We start from the raw sequence: 22474 nt of genomic DNA, 5'->3' as shown, positions 1-22474 counted from the left end.
CACGGAAGCGTGATGTCAGAGCCCGTTTCGGAGAAACTGGGATAGTGACAGCTCACAACGCGCAGCTAGCCCGCGCTGCCGACGCTGCCCCGCCGCGCACTCTGGTTCGGATTCTGGTGGAAACCGCCGAACGGTTCCCTGACTCCTCGGCGCTCGACGACGGGCGGACCTCGCTCAGTTATGCGGAACTGCTCCGTGAGGTAAAAGCCTACGGCCGTCGTCTGCATCAGTCCGGGATCGGCGCTGGCGACAAGGTCGGGGTGCGGATCCCTTCCGGGACTAACGAGCTGTACATAGCGATTCTCGCAACTCTCTATGTCGGTGCCGCCTACGTTCCCGTAGACGCCGACGACCCGGACGAGCGGGCACGCCTGGTCTTTGAAGAAGCCGGCGTCGCCGGCATCCTGCGTGCCGGTGAGATCATCACCTCCCCAGAGAGGGTGCGGCCCTTCCCGGCACCGCGGCAGGCGACACCGGCAGACGATGCCTGGGTGATCTTCACTTCCGGATCGACCGGCACGCCGAAAGGCGTGGCAGTCACGCACCGCTCAGCTGCGGCATTCATAGACGCCGAAGCGCGCCTGTTCCTGCCGGTCGAGCCTCTGAACAACTCCGACCGCGTCCTGGCTGGGCTGTCCGTGGCGTTCGACGCGTCCTGCGAAGAAATGTGGCTGGCCTGGCGCAACGGAGCCTGCTTGGTCCCGGCTCCCCGATCCTTGGTTCGGACCGGAATGGACCTGGGTCCGTGGCTGATCAGCAACGGCATCACCGTCGTCTCCACGGTCCCCACCCTCGCCGGACTCTGGCCGGCCGAGTCACTTGAGGCCGTCCGGCTCCTGATCTTCGGGGGTGAGGCCTGTCCGCCGGAACTCGCCGCCCGGCTGGCCGTAGACGAACGCGAAGTCTGGAACACCTACGGACCAACCGAGGCCACAGTGGTGGCCTGCGCCGCACAAATGGGAGGAACCGGTCCGGTGCGGATCGGGCTGCCCCTGGACGGCTGGGACCTGGCCGTCGTCGACCCGGCCGGTATCCCCGTAGCAGAGGGTGAGATCGGGGAACTGATCATTGGCGGTGTAGGCCTGGCAAGATACCTCGACCCTGCCAAAGACGCGGAGAAATACGCGCCCATGGACACCCTCGACTGGGACCGCGCCTACCGCAGCGGCGATCTGGTCCGCTATGAGAACGAGGGCCTGATCTTTGTCGGGCGCGCCGATGAACAGGTCAAACTCGGCGGCCGTCGGATCGAACTCGGCGAAATCGACGCAGCCCTCCAGGCCCTGCCGGGCATCCACGCCGCGGCCGCCGCAGTCCAAACCACAGCCGCAGGAAACCAGATACTCGTCGGATACATTGCACCGGCGCCGGAGACTTCCCCCGACCTGACCGAAGCGCGAAGTCTTCTCGCCGCGCGGCTGCCGGCGGCGCTCATACCCCTGCTGGCCGTCGTGGAATCCCTTCCGGTCAAGACCAGTGGCAAGGTCGACCGGAACGCGCTGCCCTGGCCTCTAGACTCCACTTTCTCCTCAGGGGACGCCGGTCCAGGCCTGGCCTTGGATGACCGGTCCGCGTGGATTGTGGAGCAATGGGCAGATATTTTGGGCGCGGCCCCGGAAGGCCTGGATGCCGACTTCTTCGCGCACGGCGGTGGCAGCCTCGCCGCGGCTCGGCTGGTCTCGGCCCTGCGCGTGCGTTACCCAACGATCACGGTCTCGGACATCTACGCCCGCCCGCGGCTCGGGGCGCTGGTGGAACTGGCACGCCTGTCTGCCCCGGACGGCGGAGGCGAAGCGGCCGCTGCATCCGACCGCACAGTGAAGCCGACCGCTATGAGGTCCCAAGTCTTCCAGCTCCTTGCCGGGATCCCGCTACAGCTACTGGTGTCCATGCGGTGGCTGACGTACCTGATGGCCATTAACAACGTACTCGGTTCGGCGGGCGTGCTACGCGCGGCCCCGGAGGTGTCGTGGTGGTGGGTGTTCGCTGCCTGGGCCGTGTTCGTCAGCCCCTGGGGACGGATGACGGTGTCCGCCGGAGCGGCGCGGCTCCTGCTGCGCGGTGTCGTCCCGGGCAGTTATCCGCGTTCCGGGAAAGTCCACCTGCGGTTGTGGCTGGCCGAACAAATCTCGGACCTGTCAGGCGCCGTCAGCCTGGCCGGAGCACCTTGGGTCCCTTACTATGCGCGTGCGCTCGGCGCGAAGATCGGCAAGGACGTGGACCTGCATTCCGTCCCGCCCGTGACCGGCATGCTGAGCCTGGGAACAGGCTGTTCGATCGAACCCGAAGTGGACCTCTCGGGCTGGTGGATCGACGGCGACCTGGTGCACATCGGACATGTCCGGGTCGGCCCGGGCGCCAGCGTGGGTTCGCGCAGTACCCTGATGCCCGGCACGCGCATAGGTGCAGGAGCTGAAATCGCCCCAGGTTCTGCGGTCCTGGGCAAGGTCCGCGCCCACCAGCGGTTCGCCGGTTCACCAGCACAACGCCTTGGCAAAGCACTCCAAGAGTGGCCAGCCCCGCCACCGGCAACCGCACGTGCCAAGCTCTGGTTCCCCGCCTACGCCCTCGCCTCTGCGATGCTGGCCACAATACCCTTCATTTCAGGAGCAGCAGGGGCACTCCTAGTGGTCCGGGCTCTTCGCGGCCAGGACTCACTCGCCTCCTCCTGGCCGGTACTGCTGTGGGCGGTCCCCGCAGCGGCGGTCATCTGGTTCGTCTCCAACATGATCCTTATCGCCGGCGTCGTCCGGCTGCTGGGCCTAGGGCTGACTCCGGGACACTACCGGGTCCGCAGTTTAACCGGATGGCGGGTCTGGGCCACCGAACGCGTGCTCGATATCGCACGGGACCTGCTTTTTCCGTTGTACGCCAGCCTCTTCACGCCCGTCTGGCTGCGGCTCCTCGGAGCCACCGTGGGCCGGAACGTGGAAGCATCCACTGTGTTGTTGTTGCCAACGATGACGACGGTCGGGGACGGGGCGTTCCTGGCCGATGACACCATGATCGCTTCCTACGAACTCGGCGGCGGATGGATGAAGATCGGGCGGGCCAAAATTGGAAAACGTGCGTTCCTGGGCAATTCCGGCATGACAGGCGCGGGGCGCAGCGTCCCTAAAAACTCCCTCGTCGCGGTCCTCTCTGCGACACCTCACAAAGCAAAGTCCGGAACTTCCTGGCTCGGCAGCCCTCCGGTCCGGCTGCGGCGGGCACGGATGGATATGGACAAAAGCCTGACCTTCAAGCCCTCATTGCGGCTGAAGATCTACCGGGCGTGCTGGGAGCTGGGCCGGGCCGTCCCGGTGATCCTGACCGCCGCCATCGCCGTGAGCGTCCTGGCCGTCCTTGACCTCCTCGCCACCCTTGACGGCTATTTGGTCGCGGCGCTCCTGGGAACCGTGGTGGTCTTGGCCGCCGGCGCGGTGGCGGCCGGCAGCTCAGTGGCGGCCAAATGGCTGCTTGTGGGACGGATCCGCCCCGGGGAACACCCGCTGTGGAGTTCGTTCATCTGGCGCAACGAGGTCGTGGACACCTTCATCGAAATGGTCACCGCGCCCTGGTTCGCGCGGGCAGCCGCGGGAACTCCTGCCCTGGTGTGGTGGCTACGGGCCCTCGGCGCCCGTATCGGCTCCGGCACCTGGTGCGAAAGTTATTGGCTTCCCGAAGCCGACCTGGTAACGCTCGGCGCGAATTCCACGGTCAACCGCGGATGCGTGGTCCAGACGCACCTCTTCCACGACCGGGTGATGAGCATCGACACCGTAACCCTCGATCCCGGGGCGACCATGGGCCCACACGGCGTCATCCTCCCGGCCGCACGGATCGGGACTGGCGGCACTGTCGGGCCCGCGTCCCTCGTCATGCGTGGGGAGACCGTCCCCGCAGGCAGCTACTGGATCGGCAACCCCGTCAGCCCCTGGACCGACCCGCCGGTTACCGCCGCGGCTGCCGCTTCTGCCCGGACAATCGGGGCGCCGTGACCGCCGACCGCCAGCCCGCGGCCAGGGCAAGAACCCGGGCACGGAACGCCACCGCAGTCCGGGCATCCACCGACTACTACACGCCCGGACACGGAAGCCGCGATTACCAGGTCTCCCGCTATGACCTGCACCTGGACTACCAAGTCACTACGAACCGCATCTTCGGCCACGCCACCATCACCGCACGGGCCTCCACAACGCTCCGGACAATCACCCTGAGCCTGGCCGGGCTACGCGTGCTAAAGCTTCAGCTGGACGGGCTGCCAGCGACAAGGTTCGTTCAACGCGGTAACCAGCTAATCCTCACACCGGACCGGCCTCTGCCCGCCGGCATCGACTTCAGCCTTGAGATCCGCTATACCGGCAGTCCGGCACCACTGCGCGGCACCTGGGGCTCAGTCGGTTGGGAAGAACTCACCGACGGTGTCATGGTGGCCGGGCAACCCACCGGCGCACCAACCTGGTTTCCCTGCAACGACCATCCGAGCCAGAAAGCCAGCTTCGGATTCACGATCACCACCGACGCCAACTATCGGGTCATCTGCAACGGCGTCCTGGTTTCCTGCCATGTCAACACCAGCCGCAAAACCTGGGTCTTTGAACAGGCAGAACCCATGGCCAGTTACCTGGCGACGGTCCAGATTGGCCGCTACGACCTCGTGCCCCTGACGTTCCACGCCCACCCCCCGGCCCACCGGGCCGCCCGCCTCGACGGGCCCAGCCCCGTCACTCAGTTCGTGGCAGCGCCACCGGGCCTGATGACCAAAGCCCGCACCGCCCTGGCGCGCCAAGGGCAGATGATGGACACCTTCCAGACCTGTTTTGGACCCTACCCGTTTAGCTCCTACACCGTTGTCATCCCCGGCGACGGACTCGATATCCCGCTCGAAGCCCAGTCTCTTTCCGTGTTCGGACCCAACCACCTTAACCAGGGCTGGGAATCCCAGCGCCTGATAGCGCACGAACTGGCCCACCAATGGTTCGGAAACTCACTGACCGCCACCACGTGGGCGGACATCTGGCTCCACGAAGGATTCGCTAGTTACGCCGAGTGGCTCTGGTCAGAGGCCTCAGGCAACGCAACTGCAGCAACACAGGCCAGAGCCGCGTGGCGCGGACTGGCCGTCAACGCCCAGGACATTCTGGTCGGCGACCCTGGCCCCGGCAGCATGTTCGATGACCGGGTGTACACTCGCGGCGCCCTTGCAGTCCACGCCTTACGCCGCGCCGCCGGTGATGGGCTGTTCTTCAGCTTCCTCAGAGCCTGGACCGAGGAACACCGCTTTGGATCCGTCACGACCACGGACCTGTTCCGCACCGCCGACCGGATCTGCGGCGCAGTCGCCGGATTCGATGCCCGCACCATACTTACACCCTGGCTGTACCGGTTGCCGTTGCCTGCCCTCTGAAGCCCGCCGGAGCCGGCCTAATCGGACTGATCCTCACCGGCCTTTCCTTGACCGCCTGTATCCGCACGGCTTCGCTCCGGTATTCAGCACACTGGTGCACAGGTTCTGGGTTGATCTTGCGGAACCACCGTGGACGGGACGGGACGGGGGCCGAAGGACCCATTTCCCGGGCATGTCAGGAACAGGGCAGGATGTTGAATTCCTCGGTGTCCAGCAAACGTCTGTCCCCGGTACGCGCTTCGCTGATCCAAAACAAATTACCCGACCGGAGGGTATCCACCACGCGGCCCCGATAGACCAGTTCGCCCCTATACCAAGCTTCAATCTCCTGGCCCACAACAAGAAGCGTGCCGGCACCGGCTCGAGGGTCGGTCACCGTCCCGGCCTCCGGTCTCGTGCAGTCAAGGCTATCCGTCACGGCTTAACAATGCCCTGGGCACATGGCCCTAATCTTTCAAGAGGGTGACCATCTGATGTCGAGGGGCATCCTGTGCCCTGGATGGTTCCGGGCCGACACAGTTGAGTCCAAAGCGAAATGCCGACGCCGCCCCGCCGCCGGTCCCAGCACATCTACCCCGTGGTGAGGCGATCTGCATTTTTCGTGATGCGCTCGAGAACGCTGACTGCAATCGCATACTCATCCGTGCCGATTCCCGCCGTAAGCTCACTGCGGGTGGATTCCATCCGCCTCGAGACCTCTAAATGCAGTTCGGAGCCGGCCTCGGCCAGGCTCAGCCGGCCATCCACCAGGACCACTAGCCTCTTTCGGACCAGCGCGGCCATGTCGCGCTCTTGCACGCCGCCTCCGCCCCCGGAATCGAGGCTTCGCAGAAGGACTTCGACGTCGGCGGGTGCGAGGGCGCCAACGCGCAACGCAGTGAGCACCTGCCATTGCCTCCGCGTCAGGGACAGACTGGCGAGCGTGGCATCGAGCAGCTTCTCCAGCAAGGAATCCAACCGCTTGACCCAGTATCCGATCGGTCTGTTCACCATGCCACTATGCACAGGCTCCAGGGTCGGTGCATAGCCCGCCAAGATTGGCTGCGGCTCACCGCCGCCATGCTCCAGCGTCGAAAGAACCATGCGTAGCGCTAGTCCTCGACGGAGCGGAGGATCCAGGCGGTCCTCCCGGGCACTGTGAAGTTACTTCCCGCCGGAATTCTTGCCGGCGCCGGGCCGTCCCAGCTTGTCAGGGCGACCTCCCACTCGGCGGGGAAATAATCCCCTGGTGTTTGGTGTGGCGCGTCGTTCGGTGATGCGTTGAAGATGATGAGGAAATCGTTTTCGGGTTCATTCCGGCGCGTTCGCACGCCCTTGCCGCTTAGGTAACAGGCGAGGGACTTTTCCCAGGTCTGGGTCCATTGGTTTCCCGTTCTGGGTGTTCCGTCGGCGTTGAGCCACTGGATGTCGGGCAGCCTGAGGCCCTCTGCGGGGGCCACCGGTCTGCCGTCGAAGTAGGTGCGGCGCCGAAAGACGGGGTAGTCCCGGCGGAGCCCGGCAACGCGCGCCGTGAACGCGATCATGTCCTGATCCGCGGAAGCCCAGTTGATCCAGGAGATCTCGTTGTCCTGGCAGTATGCGTTGTTGTTCCCGCCTTGGGTGTGGCCCAGTTCGTCGCCGTGGCGCAGCATGGGGACTCCCTGGGCGAGGACGCAGGTGATAATCAGGTTGCGCATTTGGCGTGCCCGGAGGGCGGCGATGTCCGGGTCTGTGGTGGGTCCTTCGGTGCCGCAGTTCCAGGAGCGGTTGTTGGACTCGCCATCGCGGTCGTTCTCGCCGTTCGCGCTGTTGTGTTTATGGTCGTAGGAGACGAGGTCCCGCAGTGTGAAGCCGTCGTGGGAGGTGACGAAGTTCACGGACGCGCTTGGTTGCCGCCCGTCGTCCTGGTACAGGTCGGCGGAGCCTGTGAGGCGGTTCGCGAGTTCGGCGGTGAAACCCGGTGTCCCGCGCCAGAAGTCGCGGACGACGTCACGGAATTTGCCGTTCCATTCCACCCATCGCGGAGGGAAGTTGCCCAGCTGGTAGCCTCCGGGGCCAAGGTCCCACGGTTCGGCGATGAGCTTCACGCCGTCCAGCACCGGGTCGGAGTCGATCAGTTCGAAGAACGCGGACAGCATGTCGACCCGGTCCGAGGCGCGCGCCAGCGCAGGGGCCAGATCGAACCGGAATCCGTCGACGTGCATCTCCTCCACCCAATAGTGGAGGGAGTCCATCACCATGCGCAGGACCGTGGGTGAGCCCACGTTCAGGGTGTTGGAGGTGCCCGTGTAGTCCTCGTAGGTGGCTTCGTCGCCGGGGACCAGATGGTAGTAGGCGCTGTTGTCGATACCTCGGAAGCACAGGTTGGGCCCGTCGGCTCCGCCTTCGCCGGAGTGGTTGTAGACGACGTCGAGTATCACCTCGATGCCTGCATGGTGGAGGGCCTTGACCATGTCTTTGAATTCGGTGACCTGGCTGCCGGGCGTCAACCTCGTCCTGGTCCCGGGGAGGGCCTGGCCCGCCGCGTATGCCATGGCGTAGGCGTTGTGGGGTGCGAAATAGCCGATGGGGTTGTAGCCCCAGTAGTTCGTTCTCCCATTGCTCGGTTCGTCGTTGACGAACTGTTGGACCGGGAGGAGTTCCACAGCGGTCACGCCGATCCGCTTAAGATGCGCGATGACAGCCGGGTGCCCTAAGCCCGCGTAGGTTCCGCGCTGGGCTAGAGGGACGTCCGGGTGCAGCTTGGTCAAGCCCTTGACGTGGGCCTCATAGATGACAGTCCGGTTCAACGGCGTTGCGGGGCGGGCGTCCGTCCCCCAGTCGTAGGCGGTGTCGATGAGCACCGACGCGAAGGTGTGGCGCTTGTTGTCCGTCAGGTCCGGCATGGACGGGTCGCTCTGGTCGAAGGCATACAGCGAGGGTTCCCATGAGACCCTGCCGTCGATGGCCTTCGCGTACGGGTCCAGCAGGAACTTCTGCGGATTGTGGCGGAGGCCCCGGGCCGGGTTAAATGGCCCGTCGACGCGGTAGCCGTAGCGCTGCCCTGCGCGGGCGCCGGGCACGTGCGCAGTCCAAAGTCCGTCGTCCGCGGACATCGGGTACCGGGTCTCGACTCCGAAGTCGTCTACCAGGCACAGGTCGACGGCGGTGGCTGTGGTGGAGATCAGCGCGAAATCCGCGCCTTGGGCCGTTAGCGTCGCGCCGAGGGCCGCAGCGGGGTGATGGATATCCGGGAGGGCTTCCACGGCGCCATGCTACTGAGCCAAAGTGAACGTCGGGGGGTTTCCCGCGGGGAATGGCGCAATTGTGACGGCTTGTCCGCGGGATTGGTTGACGCCGGTCCGGCCCCGGGTGACACTGGCGTAGTGAGTGAAGCGGAAAAAGAAACCATTGTCCTTGCGGTTGTCGACCGACTCTCAGTTCGTTTTCCCGAGGCGCCGCGGACGCATATCGCAGGGATCGTCGGCGAAGAGTACGAGTCCCTGGCCGGCGGACGTATCAGGAGTTACATTCCCACCCTGGTTGAGCATGAGGCCAGGAGCCGACTGAAACGGGAATTCACCTTCGAGCCGGCCGAGGGCCATTCGTAGACTGAGGACTCGGTCACTCCTGTAACCCCTGGGCGTCCAGGTTCAGCGGTCCCAGGCCCGGAGACGCCTCAGCAGGCTACGTTTCTTCCGGGTGTGGTCCTGCATCCGGCCCAGAATGTCTGCGAGCATGCTGATGGCTTCGTTGATGATCGGGCCCTTGTTGAGCATGACGCATTCAGCGCGCTGTGCCATCGCGGCGTCGGTCACTTCAGCGCGCGAGGGCAGACCGGTCCTGGCCAGGGTGTCCAGCACCTGAGTTGCCCAGATGACCGGCACGTGGGCGGCCTCGCAGAGCCAGAGAATTTCCTCCTGGACTTCTGCCAGTCGTTCAAATCCCGCCTCCACGGCGAGGTCGCCGCGGGCAATCATGACGCCGACATCGGCCCACTTCATCAGTTCGAGAAGGATTTCGGGCAGGGATTCAAAGGCTGCCACTGTCTCGATCTTGAGCAGGATATCCAGGTTGCGGTCCTGCTCGGCGTCCAGGCGGGACAGGAGATCGCGGACGTCGGCCGCTGTGCGGACGAAGGACATACTCACGATGTCGGCTAATTTCTTGACGCGTTCGAGGTTTGCGAGGTCCTGCTCTGTCAGCGCCGGGACTGTGAGCCGGCTGTCGGGGAAGTTGATGCCTTTTTCGGCCCGGAGGCGTGAGCCCCGCGTAGCAGCGGAAAGAATCTCGGCGGTCAGTTCCCCGGTCCGAACGTCAGTGATCACCCCGCCGATCTTGCCGTCGTCGAACCAGATCCTTTCCCCGGGACCCACGTCAGCGAAGACACCTGGGAGGGTGCAGCCTATCCGGTGGGTCCCGATAGTGCGGCTGTCGGCGGGTGGCTGTGACAGATTTGGATGGCCCCGGTAGGACGGATATATCTGGCCCCACTTCATGACTCGCCGGGCACCTTGTGACGGTTATTTGTGGCCCCACCTTCAACGTTGGATTCATCAGTGGATGGATGCGGCGGAAGGTTGGTCTGGATGGAGTCGAGAGTGGAGTTGTTCGGCCGGATCCGAAGGGACGCCCGGGTTGAGGGCCTGTCGGTTCGTGCGTTGGCCGCCCGGTACGGAGTCCACAGAAGAACTGTGAGGCAGGCACTGGATTCAGCTGCCCCTCCGGAGCGCAAACAGAGACAAGGGGTGTCCTGGAGGCTGGAGCCGTTCAAGGGCGCGATCGACGCGATGCTGATCGAGGATACAACGGCTCCGCGGAAGCAGCGTCATACCGCACGAAGGATTTTGGCCCGGCTCATCGAAGAGCACGGTGCGCAGGAGCTCTCGTATTCCACGGTGCGTGATTACGTAAGGGTCCGTCGGGCCCAGATTGATGTGGAGGCCGGACGCCGCGTTGAGGTGTTTGTTCCTCAGGAACACGCGCCGGGCGCCGAAGCCGAGGTGGACTTCGGCGAGGTCTATGTCGTGCTGAACGGGGTGAAGACGAAGTGCCACATGTTCATCTTCCGGCTGTCGCATTCGGGCAGAGCCATTCACCGGATTTACCCGACTCAGGCCCAGGAAGCCTTTCTCGAGGGCCACATCGAGGCCTTCAACGTTCTTGGCGGCATCCCGACTAAACACATCCGATACGACAATCTCACCAGCGCGGTCACCGCTGTGGTGTTCGGGCAAGGCCGGCAGCGCCATGAGAACGACCGGTGGGTGTTGTTCCGTTCGTTCTACGGCTTCGATCCCTTTTATTGCCAGCCTGGCATCGCAGGCGCCCATGAAAAGGGCGGAGTTGAAGGCGAGGTGGGCTGGTTCCGGCGCAACAGACTCTCGCCCATGCCAGTCGTTGGTTCCCTGGATGAGCTCAATGACCGCATCCGGGGATGGGAAGCCCAGGACGATCACCGGCGGATCAATGACAGGATCCGCACCATCGGTCAGGACTTCGAGATTGAACGGCCGTTCTTGGCCTCGTTGCCGGCGGGGGAATTTGATCCAGGTCTGGTGCTAACACCCCGAGTTGATAGGTCTTCGATGGTCACGGTCCGGATGGTGAAGTACTCCGTCCCGGCCCGGCTCATCGGCCGGAGGGTCCGGGTCTCGTTGCGGGCGTCCGAGCTCGTGGTCTTCGACGGCCGCACCGTGGCCGCCAGGCATCAGCGGGTCGCTGCCCGGTCCGGGCAATCGGTCCAGTTGGATCACTATCTCGAAGTACTCAAGACCAAACCCGGCGCCCTTCCCGGCTCCACTGCTTTGGCCAAGGCGCGGGAGTCTGGTGCGTTCACCAGCGCGCATGAGGCCTTCTGGGCTGCCTCTCGCCGGGTCAACGGTGACGCCGAGGGGACCCGTGAACTCATCGACGTCCTGCTGCTGCACCGCTCGATGGACGCAGGAGACATCCATGCAGGCATCACTGCGGCGCTGGGGGTGGGTGCTGTCAGTGCCGACGTCGTCGCGGTCGAAGCCCGCAGACACGCCGCGGCATCTTCATGGGGTGGGGCCAGTTCCGACTGTCATCCCGGTGCTCACGGCGAATTGAAAGTGCAACGGGTTGTCAGTCTCACCCAGCGCCGGCTGATGGACCCCGCCGCCGTCATTGCCGGGCTCCCGCCTGACGCCCGGCCCCTGCCCTCGGTCAGTGCCTATGACGAGCTGCTGGCCAAACGTTCCGAACACCCTGCAGGAACCGCGTCGAAGGAGAACATCTCATGAGCCCCACCGCACCGACGACCACCATCACCCCGACTCTGCGCCGGCGCCGCGGCCTGACCGAACAGGCAGCGGTTGCCGCCGTGGACCAGGCCTGCCGCCGGCTGCGCTTGCCCACCATCCGTGGGGTTCTGGACGAAGCCCTCACCGTCGCCGGGAAGGAACAACTCTCCTACCAGGGATTTCTGGCCGAGCTGTTGCTGGCGGAGTGCGACGACCGGGACCGGCGCTCGTCCATCCGCCGTGTGAAAGCTGCGAACTTTCCCCGGGATAAGTGGCTCGGGGACTTTGATTTCGATGCAAACCCGAACATCAACCCCGCCACCATCCACACTTTGGCCACCGGGGAATGGATCCGCAAAGGACAACCCCTCTGCCTGATTGGGGACTCCGGAACCGGCAAATCCCACCTGCTCATCGGACTCGGTACTGCCGCCGCGGAGAAGGGTTATCGGGTTAAGTACACCCTCGCTACCCGGCTCGTAAACGAACTCGTCGAAGCCGCCGATGAAAAGGTCCTGGCCAAGACCATCGCCCGCTACGGCCGCGTGGACCTGCTTTGCATCGACGAGCTTGGCTACATGGAACTGGACCGCCGGGGCGCCGAACTCCTGTTCCAGGTCCTGACCGAACGAGAGGAGAAGAATTCCATCGCAATCGCATCGAACGAGTCATTCTCCGGCTGGACCAAAACTTTCAGCGACCCACGCCTGTGCGCCGCGATCGTGGACCGGCTGACCTTCAATGGCACGATCATCGAAACCGGCACGGACTCCTACCGGCTCGCCCACACCATCGCCCAACAGAGCGCGAGCTAATCGGTCGATCATGGGTACGACCGTCCTGGGGAAAGTATGGGCACTCGACACTGCGGCAGATGTTCAGCGTTTAGCAATAACTGACAGACTGGACCAATGACCGATCACGAAGTGTTGAGTGCTGCACTAAAGCGCGCAGATGCCCTGGCGCGACGTGACGGAGAAACGCTAAGTCGGCTTTTGCACCCCAAGTTTTGCTGGACATCCCATAAAGGAGACCAGTTCAATCGGGAGACGTACCTTCGGTCCAACATAGAAGGCCAGAACACGTGGCACGCCCAAACCCTTGAGCAGGCGGATATCACGGTGATCGGGGACATGGCAGTTCTTACGTGCCTCGTCACCGACGACGTAACAACGATGGGCAGCCAAAAACCAATAGTGCATGTCGGGGTTGGTGCACTGGGTCTCACTGGACAACTGTAGCGGCCCCACCTACGTGCTCTGGAGCTTGGCCGACCGGCTGCTCGTGCGCCGAACCGCCATGGACACAGCCGGAAACCAACGAACCCCCGAAAACGCTCACTGACGGCCTACGACCACTGAACCGAATAGGACTTAATTATCCAGAGGAGATGCAGATTGATGCAGCCGAGCAGTGGGCAGTAGCCGAGGAAAGGGCGGTATTGATATCTTTGCGGCGTGGGTGGCGGTGGCGCGCTCGACGGCGTTGCGAACCTGCTCGGTCGGGCAAGGAAAGCCGTTGAGGTCATCCCTTAGGGACGCCTCGAATGGGATCGCCTGCTGGAGTAGGCCACGGACCCTCTGGATGCTCGACAGGGCACCTTGGAGCATGGAGAAGTCGCTCGACTCGTCAACCAGAGAGAGGTTCGCCAGATTGAATTGGTAAACGCAGATGAGAGCGTAAAGGTAATTATCGACTAGCCGAAATTCCGAGGTGGCCTCGGGATGCGTTGTCCACTGCCGCTGGTAGTCGAGGAGTTCCTCCTCGGCGGGAGCCCAACTTCGGAACGCCGTGGCGCAGATGTGGAAGGGCAACAGACCGTTCGGCTCGACCTGACGCGAGTCCAGGAGGCTAAGCGAACTATCGTTCGTGATCCGGTATCTATCAAGTTCCGAAGGGATTGCCGGATTAGCTATTTCAGGGGGCGCGTCCGCGACGGCACTTCGCAAGCGTGAGTTGAAGTCTGTGCCCCAGGGGATCACTATTGTTCGCCTAGATCGGTCCTGGAAAAGAAAGCTCGACGCGGTCATGACGTTAGCTTACGGGTTCGGCTCAATTCCGGTAGTTCGTGGTCCGGAGAATGGAAGCGGCGTTGTTGACGCGAGGAGATCTAGGACTGATTTTAGTAACGCTTTGCCCACTTGCTGCGGACTGCGCCGCCCAGAGAAGGCACGCCTCCGGTACACCCTTCGACCGATCCATGCGTCGAATCGATCACCAATAGCGCTGCATTTGATACACCTTGGAAATACCGATCCGCGCCCGATATCGGTCTGGTTCTTACGCCCTCGCCGCCTGATCAGGCCCCGGCCTGCGCTTCCAAGTCAATGAGCTGCCGACGAGGTCCGGCTCCACCGATAAGCCGGCGCACCTCGTCCCTGGTGGCGCGGGCTTGGGCCACTGCCCTACCGCATGCCTATGACGCAAGTATGGGTTCATGAAGAAGAGGGCTGGCTGCTTGTCGCCGGACATGCAGGTCCGCTTCTCTAACCAACACGTGTCGGGGATCCGCTACCTGCATCTCCTATGGCTCAGTGACTCCGCTGGTTCGTCCAGGAACAGAGCTTGAGGACTTTTGGTGGGGCCAGACATAACCGTCCTGCCGGGGCCAAAAAGGATTGACATAGTCACCCCGGGGCGCGGTTCTATGGCGCGCGAACAGATTGACAAAGCGGCCGGCTCGATCGGAGATAAGCTGCCGCGCGAATCTTGAGACTTGGCGCTAACCGTCCAGTCGCTCGGATTGATGGGTGCAGACGATCCTCTGGAGCGCCTAGCCGGGCTCGACCTGGTCGGACCATCACATCGACGCCCTAGGAAAAAGCCATCTAGCGTTTTCCTAGATGGTCCCTTGTGTGCGTCATCCTGACAGGGCCAGAACGGAATCGGTCATTTTATGTGCAAATAGATGACAATGCCAGCTTCAAAAAAGAGAGTTCCTCCCTCATACCCGTCGATTGGGAAGACGCATGAAAACGAATCATGATCCGGAGGTCGAATCGCCTGAATGCGCCGGCCATGACACCAGCCCGAAAATTCAGCAGGGAAGGCCTGTCACCCAGTTGGACCTCGCCGCCGGCCGAGATGTCCTGCTTGAATCCCAAAGACGGGGCGGTCCGTCTCCGGTTGACCCACCCCTTGTGCCAGCTGACCCAAGCTCCAATGTCTCAGCTGACCCAAGCCCGCCTGTTTCAGCTGACCGAACCCCTCGAAGTGTTCGTGACGCGACAGGGGGAGATCATCATGCGCGAGGTCACCGAGAAAATTGAAGGTCAAAGGTTCATTATCAATTGAACTTCTCCGCACAGTTGGACCTCGACACGATCAGGAGACGTGAGCAGAGCAGTTCCGACCCACCGCACTCATGAAGGTACTTGGAGGCCAGATCACGGGTATCAGACCGCGGAATTGCTTCAGGCAACGGGTTCGGAGGTGTCTTCCCCGTCTTGCGAATCGAACAGCGGCTCTGACCACCGCATGTCGTGGTGATCGGGCTGATCCGTTCCCTGGTTCCAGGCGTGCACGTGATCAACGTCCGCCTGAATATCGCCTAAGTGATCACGGGAGACCAACACCTCGGAGCCGTCGAACGTAGACTTCAGGGTGACCTCCTGGTCGTCGACGGTCCCGTGAATAACTTCCGGATCCCATTTACCTGCCACCGTTGCTCCTTTGAACTAGATGATTTTTACGCTAACGCGACTGCCACAGGAGATACGAAGAGATCGCAGATAGATTCCGCTACGAATGATCCCAAGTCGCCGGCCTCGAGCATTGGTTGGGGCACTTCCCAAAGCAATTGGCCAAGTTCGAATTTGACGTCTAGAGCTTCATGGCTAATTCCGAGAATCTGACTGGCGGCCGAGCGGAAGACATGTTGTGGGTGATCTCTGGCGTCGACCAAAGCAGCGATCAGTGTTTGATTCTCCGTTAATTTATCAACTTCCGCGCGACACGACGCGAGTGCGAAATCATCCTCACACACCAAAATAGCCAACGAAACGAATTCACCTTCGGGAGTGCTCATCTGGCGGAGGACGCCGCCAGCCAGATTGGCACGGGCACCTTCCGGGAGCAAGCCAAGGCTTTCGTCCATCCGATATGTCGCCACGATGTGACTACCCACATCCCCGCGGTTTGGGCTGGCCCCGTGAGCGGTGCTGTCGCCGAGCACGCCTGGTTGTGGATGGAGCCCTGCGCCGGACAGAATCCCACCGAGCACAGCGCTATCCATACCCAATGTTTCTGCCAATACCGCGACATTCTCGCCGTATTGCCCTAGGAGGCTGACAAGCGCAGATATTTGAGAGTCACGAGAGGCCTGGTAGCCCTGAGGGTCCCATAGATAGAGGGGATCCACACCCAAGACTTGAGCAAGTCTGGTGCAATGCTCCAGGCGCAGCTGTTCGGTTTCCGACGCCAACTGAACGCCGCGTAGCGCACGCACTCGTTCGATCTCTGCTAGTCGGCTTTCTGCTTCCTGCTGAGCACGGAAGGGGTCATCCCCTATGACTCTAAGAGAAGGAACGTCGACGACTTCGAACAGTTGGTGGGGGGCCAACGCGCTCCCGAATTGACGCCGCACGGTGCCGACATTCGCAAGGGCGGTGTCCCTCTCGGCTCCGGAATCTTGGAGCGCCTCCCGGACGAGTTGGTCCAGGAGTCCTGGGATCACGCTGGCGAAATTGGTTCCGAACTCTTGCAGCACTCTTCGAAAGAAAGATCTTTGATCGAGGTCAAGCCGCAGCTTTGCATGGACCTTGACAGCGACGTCGACAGTGGCCCCGTCTCGAAGACGAACGGCGTCGACTGTGGTGCTGTACGGGAACACCGAAGTTCTGACGACGATGGTGGCTAGCCCGTTAGGCAGCACACCCATCATGGCCAAGCGAGTCCGTGAGTACCGTCCCGGGGACAACACATCGACCACATCGTTGTGCCTAAGAAGCACGGCCAGCGTGCCCAATTCGACGTTAATAGGACCGTCAAGGGGTGTGGGAAGAGTCGCGATCATGTCACTTTGCAAAAGACCTTCTCCTATCCTGTTAGTTTTCCGCTGGACGCCCAGTTGGCGAGCATGGAGTGCCATTGCGCGCGCTGTCCATAAGGGAACGCCGCGTCGGACATCACCATGCGGCTAGCCAAGCAGTAAACTCCGACTCGCATGCTGGTGATGTCCTTGGGTTTGTCGCGGACAACCAAAGGCTCCGACCACCCATGAACGTTAGCGAGGTGCTGGGCCGCGGCTTCCAGATTGGACCAAATATAAGCTTGCTCCGGAGAGCCTTCGTCTATGTATCTGGCGTTCACTGATCGTGCTGCACTGACGTCATCATCGGTCGAGGGCGCTACACAGGGGGCGGGACACCTCACGCACCAAGGCAGTATTCCGCGATCGGGCTCGCGCTTGAGCCGACCAGGAGAACCGGCCAGCGATATGCTCTCGGAGGGAGTGGACTTTGCTAGGGCAGCGACAGGTTGGCTTGGCCAACGGTAGAACGCGTGAAAGTCTGGCAGCTGAGATACCCAGTCACCCGTTCGCTCTCTGAATCCCAACGCACTCTCTATACGCTCCGCCTGGTCTGCATCACGGTTGGGGAAGGCAACGTAGGAGCCAACGTTCGAAAAGATGCCGTCGGGCACCTCGCGTGGTAGCTGCTCCGCAAGAATGATGGAAATTCCGCGGCTTCGTAGTTCAGCTACCGCGTCTGAAAGAAGTGACTCGAGCAGGGACCTGTGAGTCTTTCCCTCGTGGTTCTGGAAGAAGAAGTGCGCTTCTTCCAGAACGATCACAAGGCCTCCCGGACGATTGGTCACACGCACTACGTCCAGCACACCGGCCAAGAGGCAGAGGGCCACGAGCCGTTTTTGAGCCATGTTGGGTATCCCAGCAAGTTCAACGACAGTCCGACCAGAAACTAGTTGGTTCCAGGGAATCCCCTCAGGGCTTGCTCCCGCTAGAGCGCCGCCGCCCAAAACGTCGAAAACGCTGACAAGTCGAGCCATCAATGACGCCATTACATCAGGGGCATTCCTACTGCCACCACGCCGTTCTCGGTCAATGGTCACCATAAGAGTCTTGACCAATTGAAACAGGCTAGTGCGCTCGGTGCTCGTTCGAGCTTGCGCGAGAGCATTTGTCAGATAGGAGCGGCCCAAGGGGAACATCTCCGACATCGCCGTTGCCTGGTCAATCGCTTCCAAGAGGTGTTCGAAGTATGCATCCTCAGCGTCGTCTGGCGGAGCGAAGAGATTCAGCGACCCGTCGGAGAGGGGTTTGAACAGCGTGTACCCGCTGCCCCAAAGGCTGCGGTATTCGTTGGCAGGTTTCGTCGGATCGATAAGGACAACAGCCGTCTCGGGAGCTTGGTGCGATAGCTTCGCAAGTAGAGATCGAAGGGCCACACTCTTGCCGGTACCTGGCCCCCCTGTAATGAGCATATGCCGGGCCAAGTCACTCGGATCGAAGCTGTCCCACAGCCCTTCAGTCACATTGGCGTGGCTTCGCTTACCAGCGATGTTCGATCCGCTTCCCGCTTGGCCAAGACCGGGGTACATGAAAGCCGTTGCCAGAGCGGATGTGGAGAATCGCCCGGCACCGTTCATAGCCGGATCCGTGAGAGTTCGAGCTGCTCGCCAAGCGATCGTCTCACTTGCTCGGACAAGCATCGCGTCACTTAGAAGGGTGGGCGGGGAGACAGTCGCGGCGACCCTCGCGTGAAGTGGTTGGTGCATGCAGATCGCGAAGTTCCACCCTCGTAGGCGATTTTGGCGGTCCACGTGTGGGACAAACTCGGCCGTCCATGGGTCGGCCGAGAACCGGGACAGCACGACGACCAGGCCCGGAAGAAGCGTCCCTTGCTTGCTCGGAACCGTTGATGGCCGCCAGACCTCCCCGAGACCGTATTCTTGGCTCACTGATCGGGGTACCGTTTTACCTCCGAGCATGCTCTTGAGTCGCACCCATGCGTCGGCTGCCCTTGAGGCGGCCAGAGAGCTGTCATACAGAGGCTCGGCAGTGATCCCTGATGCACTTTGACTCAAACGGAGGCCCACCCGAGCGCGTCCAATTCCGTCCAGTGTTTCGAGAAGAACCGCAGAAGAGTCATCGCCATCAGCAGTAGAGATTTCTGGAAGCGCTCCGACTTGGAAGGGAAAAAGGGGCACCTCGGCTACTCTCCCGGCACAAGTGCTCTGAGGACATCCAGCGCTGGCTCAGCCGAATCATGGAGTCCAGACGGCGAAGTTCCGCAGGTAGTGCAGTCGTCATATCTGTAAGGGCGCATCCAAATGGACTGAAACGCGAGCTGATTTGGCGCACTACCTAACGCACCCGGCTCTCCAAAGAATGCAAAGCCGGGCGATACTCCCACTAGGCTGAAAGTGCCTCCGCTTGCAGAAATGGGCCGCCGGAAATCAGTGGACAGAGCGGACTCTTCAGGCAGCGACGGAGTGACAGCGAGGAGGATCTTGGCGGCGAATGAACTGACTGTTGAGACGTCAGCGTATAGCCCGGGCTCCGCAACCAGTCGCCCCGTGCCGTAGTCCACTTCTCTGGCCCCGAGGTCACCGGTTTCCGGCTCCAGGCCCACCCTCGTGCGAACTGCACATGAGTAGCAAACCTGGTTCGGAGGCAGGCTCACAATGATCTCGCCACCCTTTGCTCTGGAGTAAATACCGACGAATACTCCTGGGGTGCCCATGCGGTAGCTAAAATGCGAGAGCCGACACATGGCTTTGTGGTCATCAGCGGCCCCAAAGACCACGGTGGCGCTCTCAACAACCGATTGGAGCCATGGCGCCGAGAGGTCCTGGAAATCCCGGTCGATGACCGTCACGGAAACTGACGGATTTATGCGCTTGAGGGCTGCATGGAGGGCGTTGACTTTGAAGCGCCCTACGTCCCGCACCTCGTATATGCTGCGACCGACGTTCTCTCGTGCAACGCGTTCAGGGTCAATCAGGATGAAGTTGCCCACGCCGGCCCGAGCCAGCAGGGACGCCGCGGTAGATCCTACAGAACCACAACCAAGGATCAGTACCCGCTCGGTTCTAATTTGAGAATCGAGGATGCCCTGCGACCGGGCGAGGAGCCGCCGAGTAGCTGCGCGCCCGTTCCTGTCCATGACGCTCTCCAATGCCGGGCGCAGGAGTTCCCGGAATGAGCGATACGGCCACTTCAGGTCGGGCTGTCCGGCGACAGTCACTGAAGGTTGTGGTGAAACGCTTCCACTAGGGGGCTGCCTCGGCATTTCCGGGAGTTGGACGGTCCCGAGCTGCAGATTCGGGCGCAAGGCTGAATCTCGATGCTGGAATGCTGCGGATAGGGCGTGTGCGTACTCGTTGACACGCGCGTCGAAGCTCATTCCCCACGACCACGGCAGCGCCACCGTTGTTGTGGCACCCGTATCGCGTTCGATATAAACCACAGGCGCCATGCCTGGATATGATTCTGGCACCACGACGATAGCTTGAGGCCGCTCCTCTTTTTCAAGCTGAAACAGCAGTGCGCCGGTTCCGTCCGTCACCATGGCTTCCGTTTCCGAGGCAGACCAGTCAGCACCCAACACGTCCACCAGAACCCTCTGAAGGCCTTCAACAGGCAGCACCCTGGGCTTCTCAGCTCGCAGCAGGGCGGTCCCGCTGCCCGTTCGAAAGGCTCTGAAAAGTGAATACCGCAGGTCACCGAGTTGTATCTCGTTCGATCGCAGGGCCTCCCGGGCGAATGTGCAGATCACAACGGCCAAGTCGTCGAGGTGCAGATTCGAAACCAAGTACGACTCGAATGAAGCGAGGTCCGTGGTGGACGGATGGTTCATGCCGCCTGGGTGTGAGTGCAGAATCCCTTTTAGTTCGAGCCCGCCGCCAGCCAGTTCTGCCTGATTCACCGCTACTCCCAACTCCTCGGAAGGAACATAGGAGGCGCCAGTTGTCTGGGCGTGCTTGTCGAATATGAAGTGGCTGACCAACGCGGAGCCTCGGGGCCCCAACATCGCACCACCTGATTCTGGGCGCAGGCGTCCAACAGTCTCAGCAACTCGCGCCAGTGCGTCATCAGTAATCGCGAAAACCATCCGTGTGCCTAACGCTCGTTATTCTTCGAAAAGGGAAACTGGCCTATCTCGCAATACGCAGTAAACCCAGTTGCCCAGATCACAGATTTTGAATACGCCTCTTGGAGAGTGAGTGCGCCGTTTGCCGGTGGATTGAGACAGATCCTGCCATTAGGAAAAATGTGGCAGTCGTGGATGCTCAGTTGGTCTGGTGTCAGCCCGACTTCCTCCGGGATTCGCGGAGACAGTACTCTTACTTGATACTCCCGACCATCAAAGTAAGCGCCCATGGTGTACTGACGCTCGAATTGATCGGTAAAGGAGTAGACCCAGTAAGTTGTGTCCCCAATTGCTTCTTCACGGGTGTTTCGAGGAAGTGCCGTCTGGGCAGTTTGGCGGTCCCGAGCATGTCGGGTGTCGATCGCTACAGTCGATGGCGCCGTTTGTGTCGAGATCTGATTGGTTTCCAGACGGCCAAAGAGCCGTCCGAAGAACGACACTATGCGAAAACCTTACGCTCGACCTTGGACAGCACTTGCCCGTCGCTATCGCCAGCGCCTGTCGTTATATCACCCTCGCGAGTGACAAAGACATCATTCGCCGGCGTCGCGTTTGCCGGACCCTCAGCCTGTCCGCGCAGCAAGCGTGCCCGCAATTCTTCCAATCCAAGGTTTGGAACTTGGGACATTTGGCCTCCCCCATAGTAAAAAGCCGCGCGATAACATGTTCTCGGCGGAACGACAAGTCAAACGTTAGCCGACGAACACGCTGGGTGCGAGACATTTCGTTCTGTTTCTCGATGTATGTCGGCTAAAGGTAATCCACTAGGGAGCCTTACGCGGATAATAAGTCGTTCATCACGGCTGCTCGAGGCTTCCTTTGCCTCCAACACTGGACTAAAGTAAATGGGCGTTGCCGCCCGCCAGGAATACACGGCTGATGCGCAGCAGCTTGCAGGAGCGCTGGCAACGGAAAAGCGGGGTAAAGCCACGTTAGAGTTTTGGACATCAATGTCCGCCATAAATAAGTGCGCTCAGATAAGCGCAAACAAGGGGATGCTATCCATTTGCCGGTGATACGCAGGACATTATGAGTGGCGAGCGTCTATTGCGGGCCGGGGCCGGCACATCGATCTCCACGGGCCCGATCTCGGTCAGCACGGTTTTCGTGCGGGTGCCGTTGCGGGAGTCCCCGCCCCCGCGCCCGGACACGTCATGTTTCCTGTATCCGAGGTGTTCGTCCATTCCGCTTCCAGAGCGGTCTCCAGGACGTTTTTCGTGAGCCGGTTCAATAGCCCGTCTGGGCCGACGAGGTCGATGCCCTGCTCCCTGGCCTGAGCCAGGAGCAGCTGCGCTAACTATTGCTGATCCACGTCTGTCGCCATGGGATACATGGTCCCGCTCATGATCAGTCCTCCCCGCCAGGCAACGCCCGGCGTGTCAGGCCAACCCTTGAATCCACCGCTAGTCAGACACTCCCTTCCCTGGCAGCGCACATCCGGGGACCAATCGGTGAGTGCTTTCTTTTGTTCGGAATATTCGGGCTCGAGTTGTTCTATCATGTGGCAGTTGAAGAAGGGGCCTTGTGGGTCCAGAAGGAATCTCATGTGATGGTCTGCGTGGTCGCGCCACCAGGCGCTCTCATGCCGGTGGCTGGCTCGAGGCGAGCCATGGATGCAGTTCGGCATGAACTCTCCCCTGCCTCAGGGGGCTCTGCCCGCCTTATGGCACGTTGACCCGGATCCAATTTGCCTCCTTCGAGGACCGCATGACGTTCCTCGGACATCTGCAACGGTGACTGTTCCACAA

At 61.7% G+C, this 22474-nt stretch carries 17 protein-coding genes and 1 pseudogene; 7 read left to right on the top strand and 11 right to left on the bottom strand.

Going from position 1 to position 22474, the window contains the following annotated elements:
• Positions 1-44: 44 nt before the first annotated feature.
• Both Q8Z05_RS17110 and Q8Z05_RS17105 read left to right on the top strand, forming a co-directional pair.
• A complete protein-coding gene (locus Q8Z05_RS17110; protein ID WP_305940774.1) occupies positions 45-3980 on the top strand; it encodes a Pls/PosA family non-ribosomal peptide synthetase in 3936 nt (1311 codons plus the stop codon).
• Positions 3977-5389 carry a M1 family metallopeptidase gene (locus tag Q8Z05_RS17105; protein WP_305940773.1) on the top strand — a complete coding sequence of 471 codons (1413 nt, stop codon included), beginning with the start codon at positions 3977-3979 and terminating at the stop codon, positions 5387-5389. Before Q8Z05_RS17110 ends, Q8Z05_RS17105 begins: the two co-directional genes overlap by 4 nt.
• 570 nt (positions 5390-5959) lie before the next feature.
• Here Q8Z05_RS17105 and Q8Z05_RS17100 read toward each other — a convergent pair.
• A complete protein-coding gene (locus tag Q8Z05_RS17100) occupies positions 5960-6382 on the bottom strand; it encodes a MarR family transcriptional regulator (RefSeq protein ID WP_305940772.1) in 423 nt (140 codons plus the stop codon).
• A gap of 98 nt (positions 6383-6480) precedes the next feature.
• Positions 6481-8613, bottom strand: coding sequence for a glycogen debranching protein GlgX (gene glgX / locus Q8Z05_RS17095; RefSeq protein WP_305940771.1), 2133 nt, complete (start codon positions 8611-8613; stop codon positions 6481-6483).
• A gap of 120 nt (positions 8614-8733) precedes the next feature.
• Here glgX and Q8Z05_RS17090 point away from each other — a divergent pair, with 120 nt between their 5' ends.
• Positions 8734-8958 (top strand): three-helix bundle dimerization domain-containing protein, encoded by a 225-nt coding sequence (locus tag Q8Z05_RS17090; RefSeq protein ID WP_305940770.1) that lies wholly within the window; start codon positions 8734-8736, stop codon positions 8956-8958.
• A 42-nt stretch (positions 8959-9000) separates the two neighbouring features.
• Here Q8Z05_RS17090 and Q8Z05_RS17085 read toward each other — a convergent pair whose 3' ends face one another.
• Entirely contained in the window at positions 9001-9723 is a 723-nt protein-coding gene (locus Q8Z05_RS17085; RefSeq protein WP_305940769.1) for a pyruvate kinase, read from the bottom strand.
• Between the two features lie 213 nt (positions 9724-9936).
• On the opposite strand from Q8Z05_RS17085, the gene istA reads away from it, so the two are divergent.
• The 3 genes from istA (at position 9937) to Q8Z05_RS17070 (ending at position 12854) form a co-directional block, all read left to right on the top strand.
• A complete protein-coding gene (gene istA / locus Q8Z05_RS17080; protein ID WP_305940768.1) occupies positions 9937-11613 on the top strand; it encodes an IS21 family transposase in 1677 nt (558 codons plus the stop codon).
• A complete protein-coding gene (gene istB / locus Q8Z05_RS17075) occupies positions 11610-12428 on the top strand; it encodes an IS21-like element helper ATPase IstB (RefSeq protein WP_305940767.1) in 819 nt (272 codons plus the stop codon). Before istA ends, istB begins: the two co-directional genes overlap by 4 nt.
• Before the next feature lie 96 nt (positions 12429-12524).
• Positions 12525-12854: a nuclear transport factor 2 family protein gene (locus Q8Z05_RS17070; RefSeq protein WP_305940766.1), complete on the top strand. Its 330-nt coding sequence runs from the start codon at positions 12525-12527 to the stop codon at positions 12852-12854.
• 132 nt (positions 12855-12986) lie between these two features.
• Here the strand turns inward: Q8Z05_RS17070 and Q8Z05_RS17065 are convergent, their stop codons facing one another.
• The gene (locus tag Q8Z05_RS17065; RefSeq protein WP_305940765.1) at positions 12987-13643 is read right to left on the bottom strand and encodes a hypothetical protein; all 657 of its coding nucleotides are present in this window, start codon (positions 13641-13643) and stop codon (positions 12987-12989) included.
• Positions 13644-14775: 1132 nt separating this feature from the next.
• Between Q8Z05_RS17065 and Q8Z05_RS17060 the strand changes: the two genes are divergently transcribed.
• On the top strand, positions 14776-14907 hold the full coding sequence (locus tag Q8Z05_RS17060; RefSeq protein WP_305940764.1) for a hypothetical protein: 132 nt from the start codon (positions 14776-14778) through the stop codon (positions 14905-14907).
• A gap of 119 nt (positions 14908-15026) precedes the next feature.
• On the opposite strand, the gene Q8Z05_RS17055 is transcribed toward Q8Z05_RS17060, so the two are convergent.
• The 7 genes and pseudogenes from Q8Z05_RS17055 to Q8Z05_RS17030 form a co-directional block, all read right to left on the bottom strand.
• Positions 15027-15275 carry a hypothetical protein gene (locus Q8Z05_RS17055; RefSeq protein WP_305940763.1) on the bottom strand — a complete coding sequence of 83 codons (249 nt, stop codon included), beginning with the start codon at positions 15273-15275 and terminating at the stop codon, positions 15027-15029.
• A gap of 26 nt (positions 15276-15301) precedes the next feature.
• Positions 15302-16639 carry a hypothetical protein gene (locus Q8Z05_RS17050; RefSeq protein WP_305940762.1) on the bottom strand — a complete coding sequence of 446 codons (1338 nt, stop codon included), beginning with the start codon at positions 16637-16639 and terminating at the stop codon, positions 15302-15304.
• Between the two features lie 11 nt (positions 16640-16650).
• Positions 16651-18219: an ATP-binding protein gene (locus Q8Z05_RS17045; RefSeq protein WP_305940761.1), complete on the bottom strand. Its 1569-nt coding sequence runs from the start codon at positions 18217-18219 to the stop codon at positions 16651-16653.
• Positions 18220-18785: 566 nt separating this feature from the next.
• Entirely contained in the window at positions 18786-20582 is a 1797-nt protein-coding gene (locus Q8Z05_RS17040; RefSeq protein ID WP_305940760.1) for a ThiF family adenylyltransferase, read from the bottom strand.
• A gap of 113 nt (positions 20583-20695) precedes the next feature.
• Positions 20696-21166 carry a hypothetical protein gene (locus Q8Z05_RS17035; RefSeq protein ID WP_305940759.1) on the bottom strand — a complete coding sequence of 157 codons (471 nt, stop codon included), beginning with the start codon at positions 21164-21166 and terminating at the stop codon, positions 20696-20698.
• A 621-nt stretch (positions 21167-21787) separates the two neighbouring features.
• A pseudogene (locus tag Q8Z05_RS21545) lies at positions 21788-22014 on the bottom strand (transposase); the annotation flags it as partial.
• Between the two features lie 9 nt (positions 22015-22023).
• Positions 22024-22272 (bottom strand): hypothetical protein, encoded by a 249-nt coding sequence (locus tag Q8Z05_RS17030; RefSeq protein ID WP_305943606.1) that lies wholly within the window; start codon positions 22270-22272, stop codon positions 22024-22026.
• Positions 22273-22474 lie beyond the last annotated feature (202 nt).

Source organism: Arthrobacter oryzae (assembly GCF_030718995.1).
GTDB classification, from domain to species: domain Bacteria; phylum Actinomycetota; class Actinomycetes; order Actinomycetales; family Micrococcaceae; genus Arthrobacter; species Arthrobacter oryzae_C.
The sequence above is the reverse complement of the archived record's forward strand: the minus strand, read 5'-3'. Positions and strand labels throughout refer to the sequence as shown.

Excerpts from the sequence above, each read along its gene's own strand:
- Q8Z05_RS17100 (WP_305940772.1), bottom strand. The coding sequence starts at position 6,382 with ATGGTGAACAGACCGATCGGATACTGGGTCAAGCGGTTGGATTCCTTG.
- Q8Z05_RS17045 (WP_305940761.1), bottom strand. The coding sequence starts at position 18,219 with ATGAACGGTGCCGGGCGATTCTCCACATCCGCTCTGGCAACGGCTTTC.
- Q8Z05_RS17060 (WP_305940764.1), top strand. The coding sequence starts at position 14,776 with ATGTCTCAGCTGACCCAAGCCCGCCTGTTTCAGCTGACCGAACCCCTC.
- istB (WP_305940767.1), top strand. The coding sequence starts at position 11,610 with ATGAGCCCCACCGCACCGACGACCACCATCACCCCGACTCTGCGCCGG.
- Q8Z05_RS17070 (WP_305940766.1), top strand. The coding sequence starts at position 12,525 with ATGACCGATCACGAAGTGTTGAGTGCTGCACTAAAGCGCGCAGATGCC.
- Q8Z05_RS17030 (WP_305943606.1), bottom strand. The coding sequence starts at position 22,272 with ATGAGATTCCTTCTGGACCCACAAGGCCCCTTCTTCAACTGCCACATG.
- istA (WP_305940768.1), top strand. The coding sequence starts at position 9,937 with ATGGAGTCGAGAGTGGAGTTGTTCGGCCGGATCCGAAGGGACGCCCGG.
- Q8Z05_RS17065 (WP_305940765.1), bottom strand. The coding sequence starts at position 13,643 with ATGACCGCGTCGAGCTTTCTTTTCCAGGACCGATCTAGGCGAACAATA.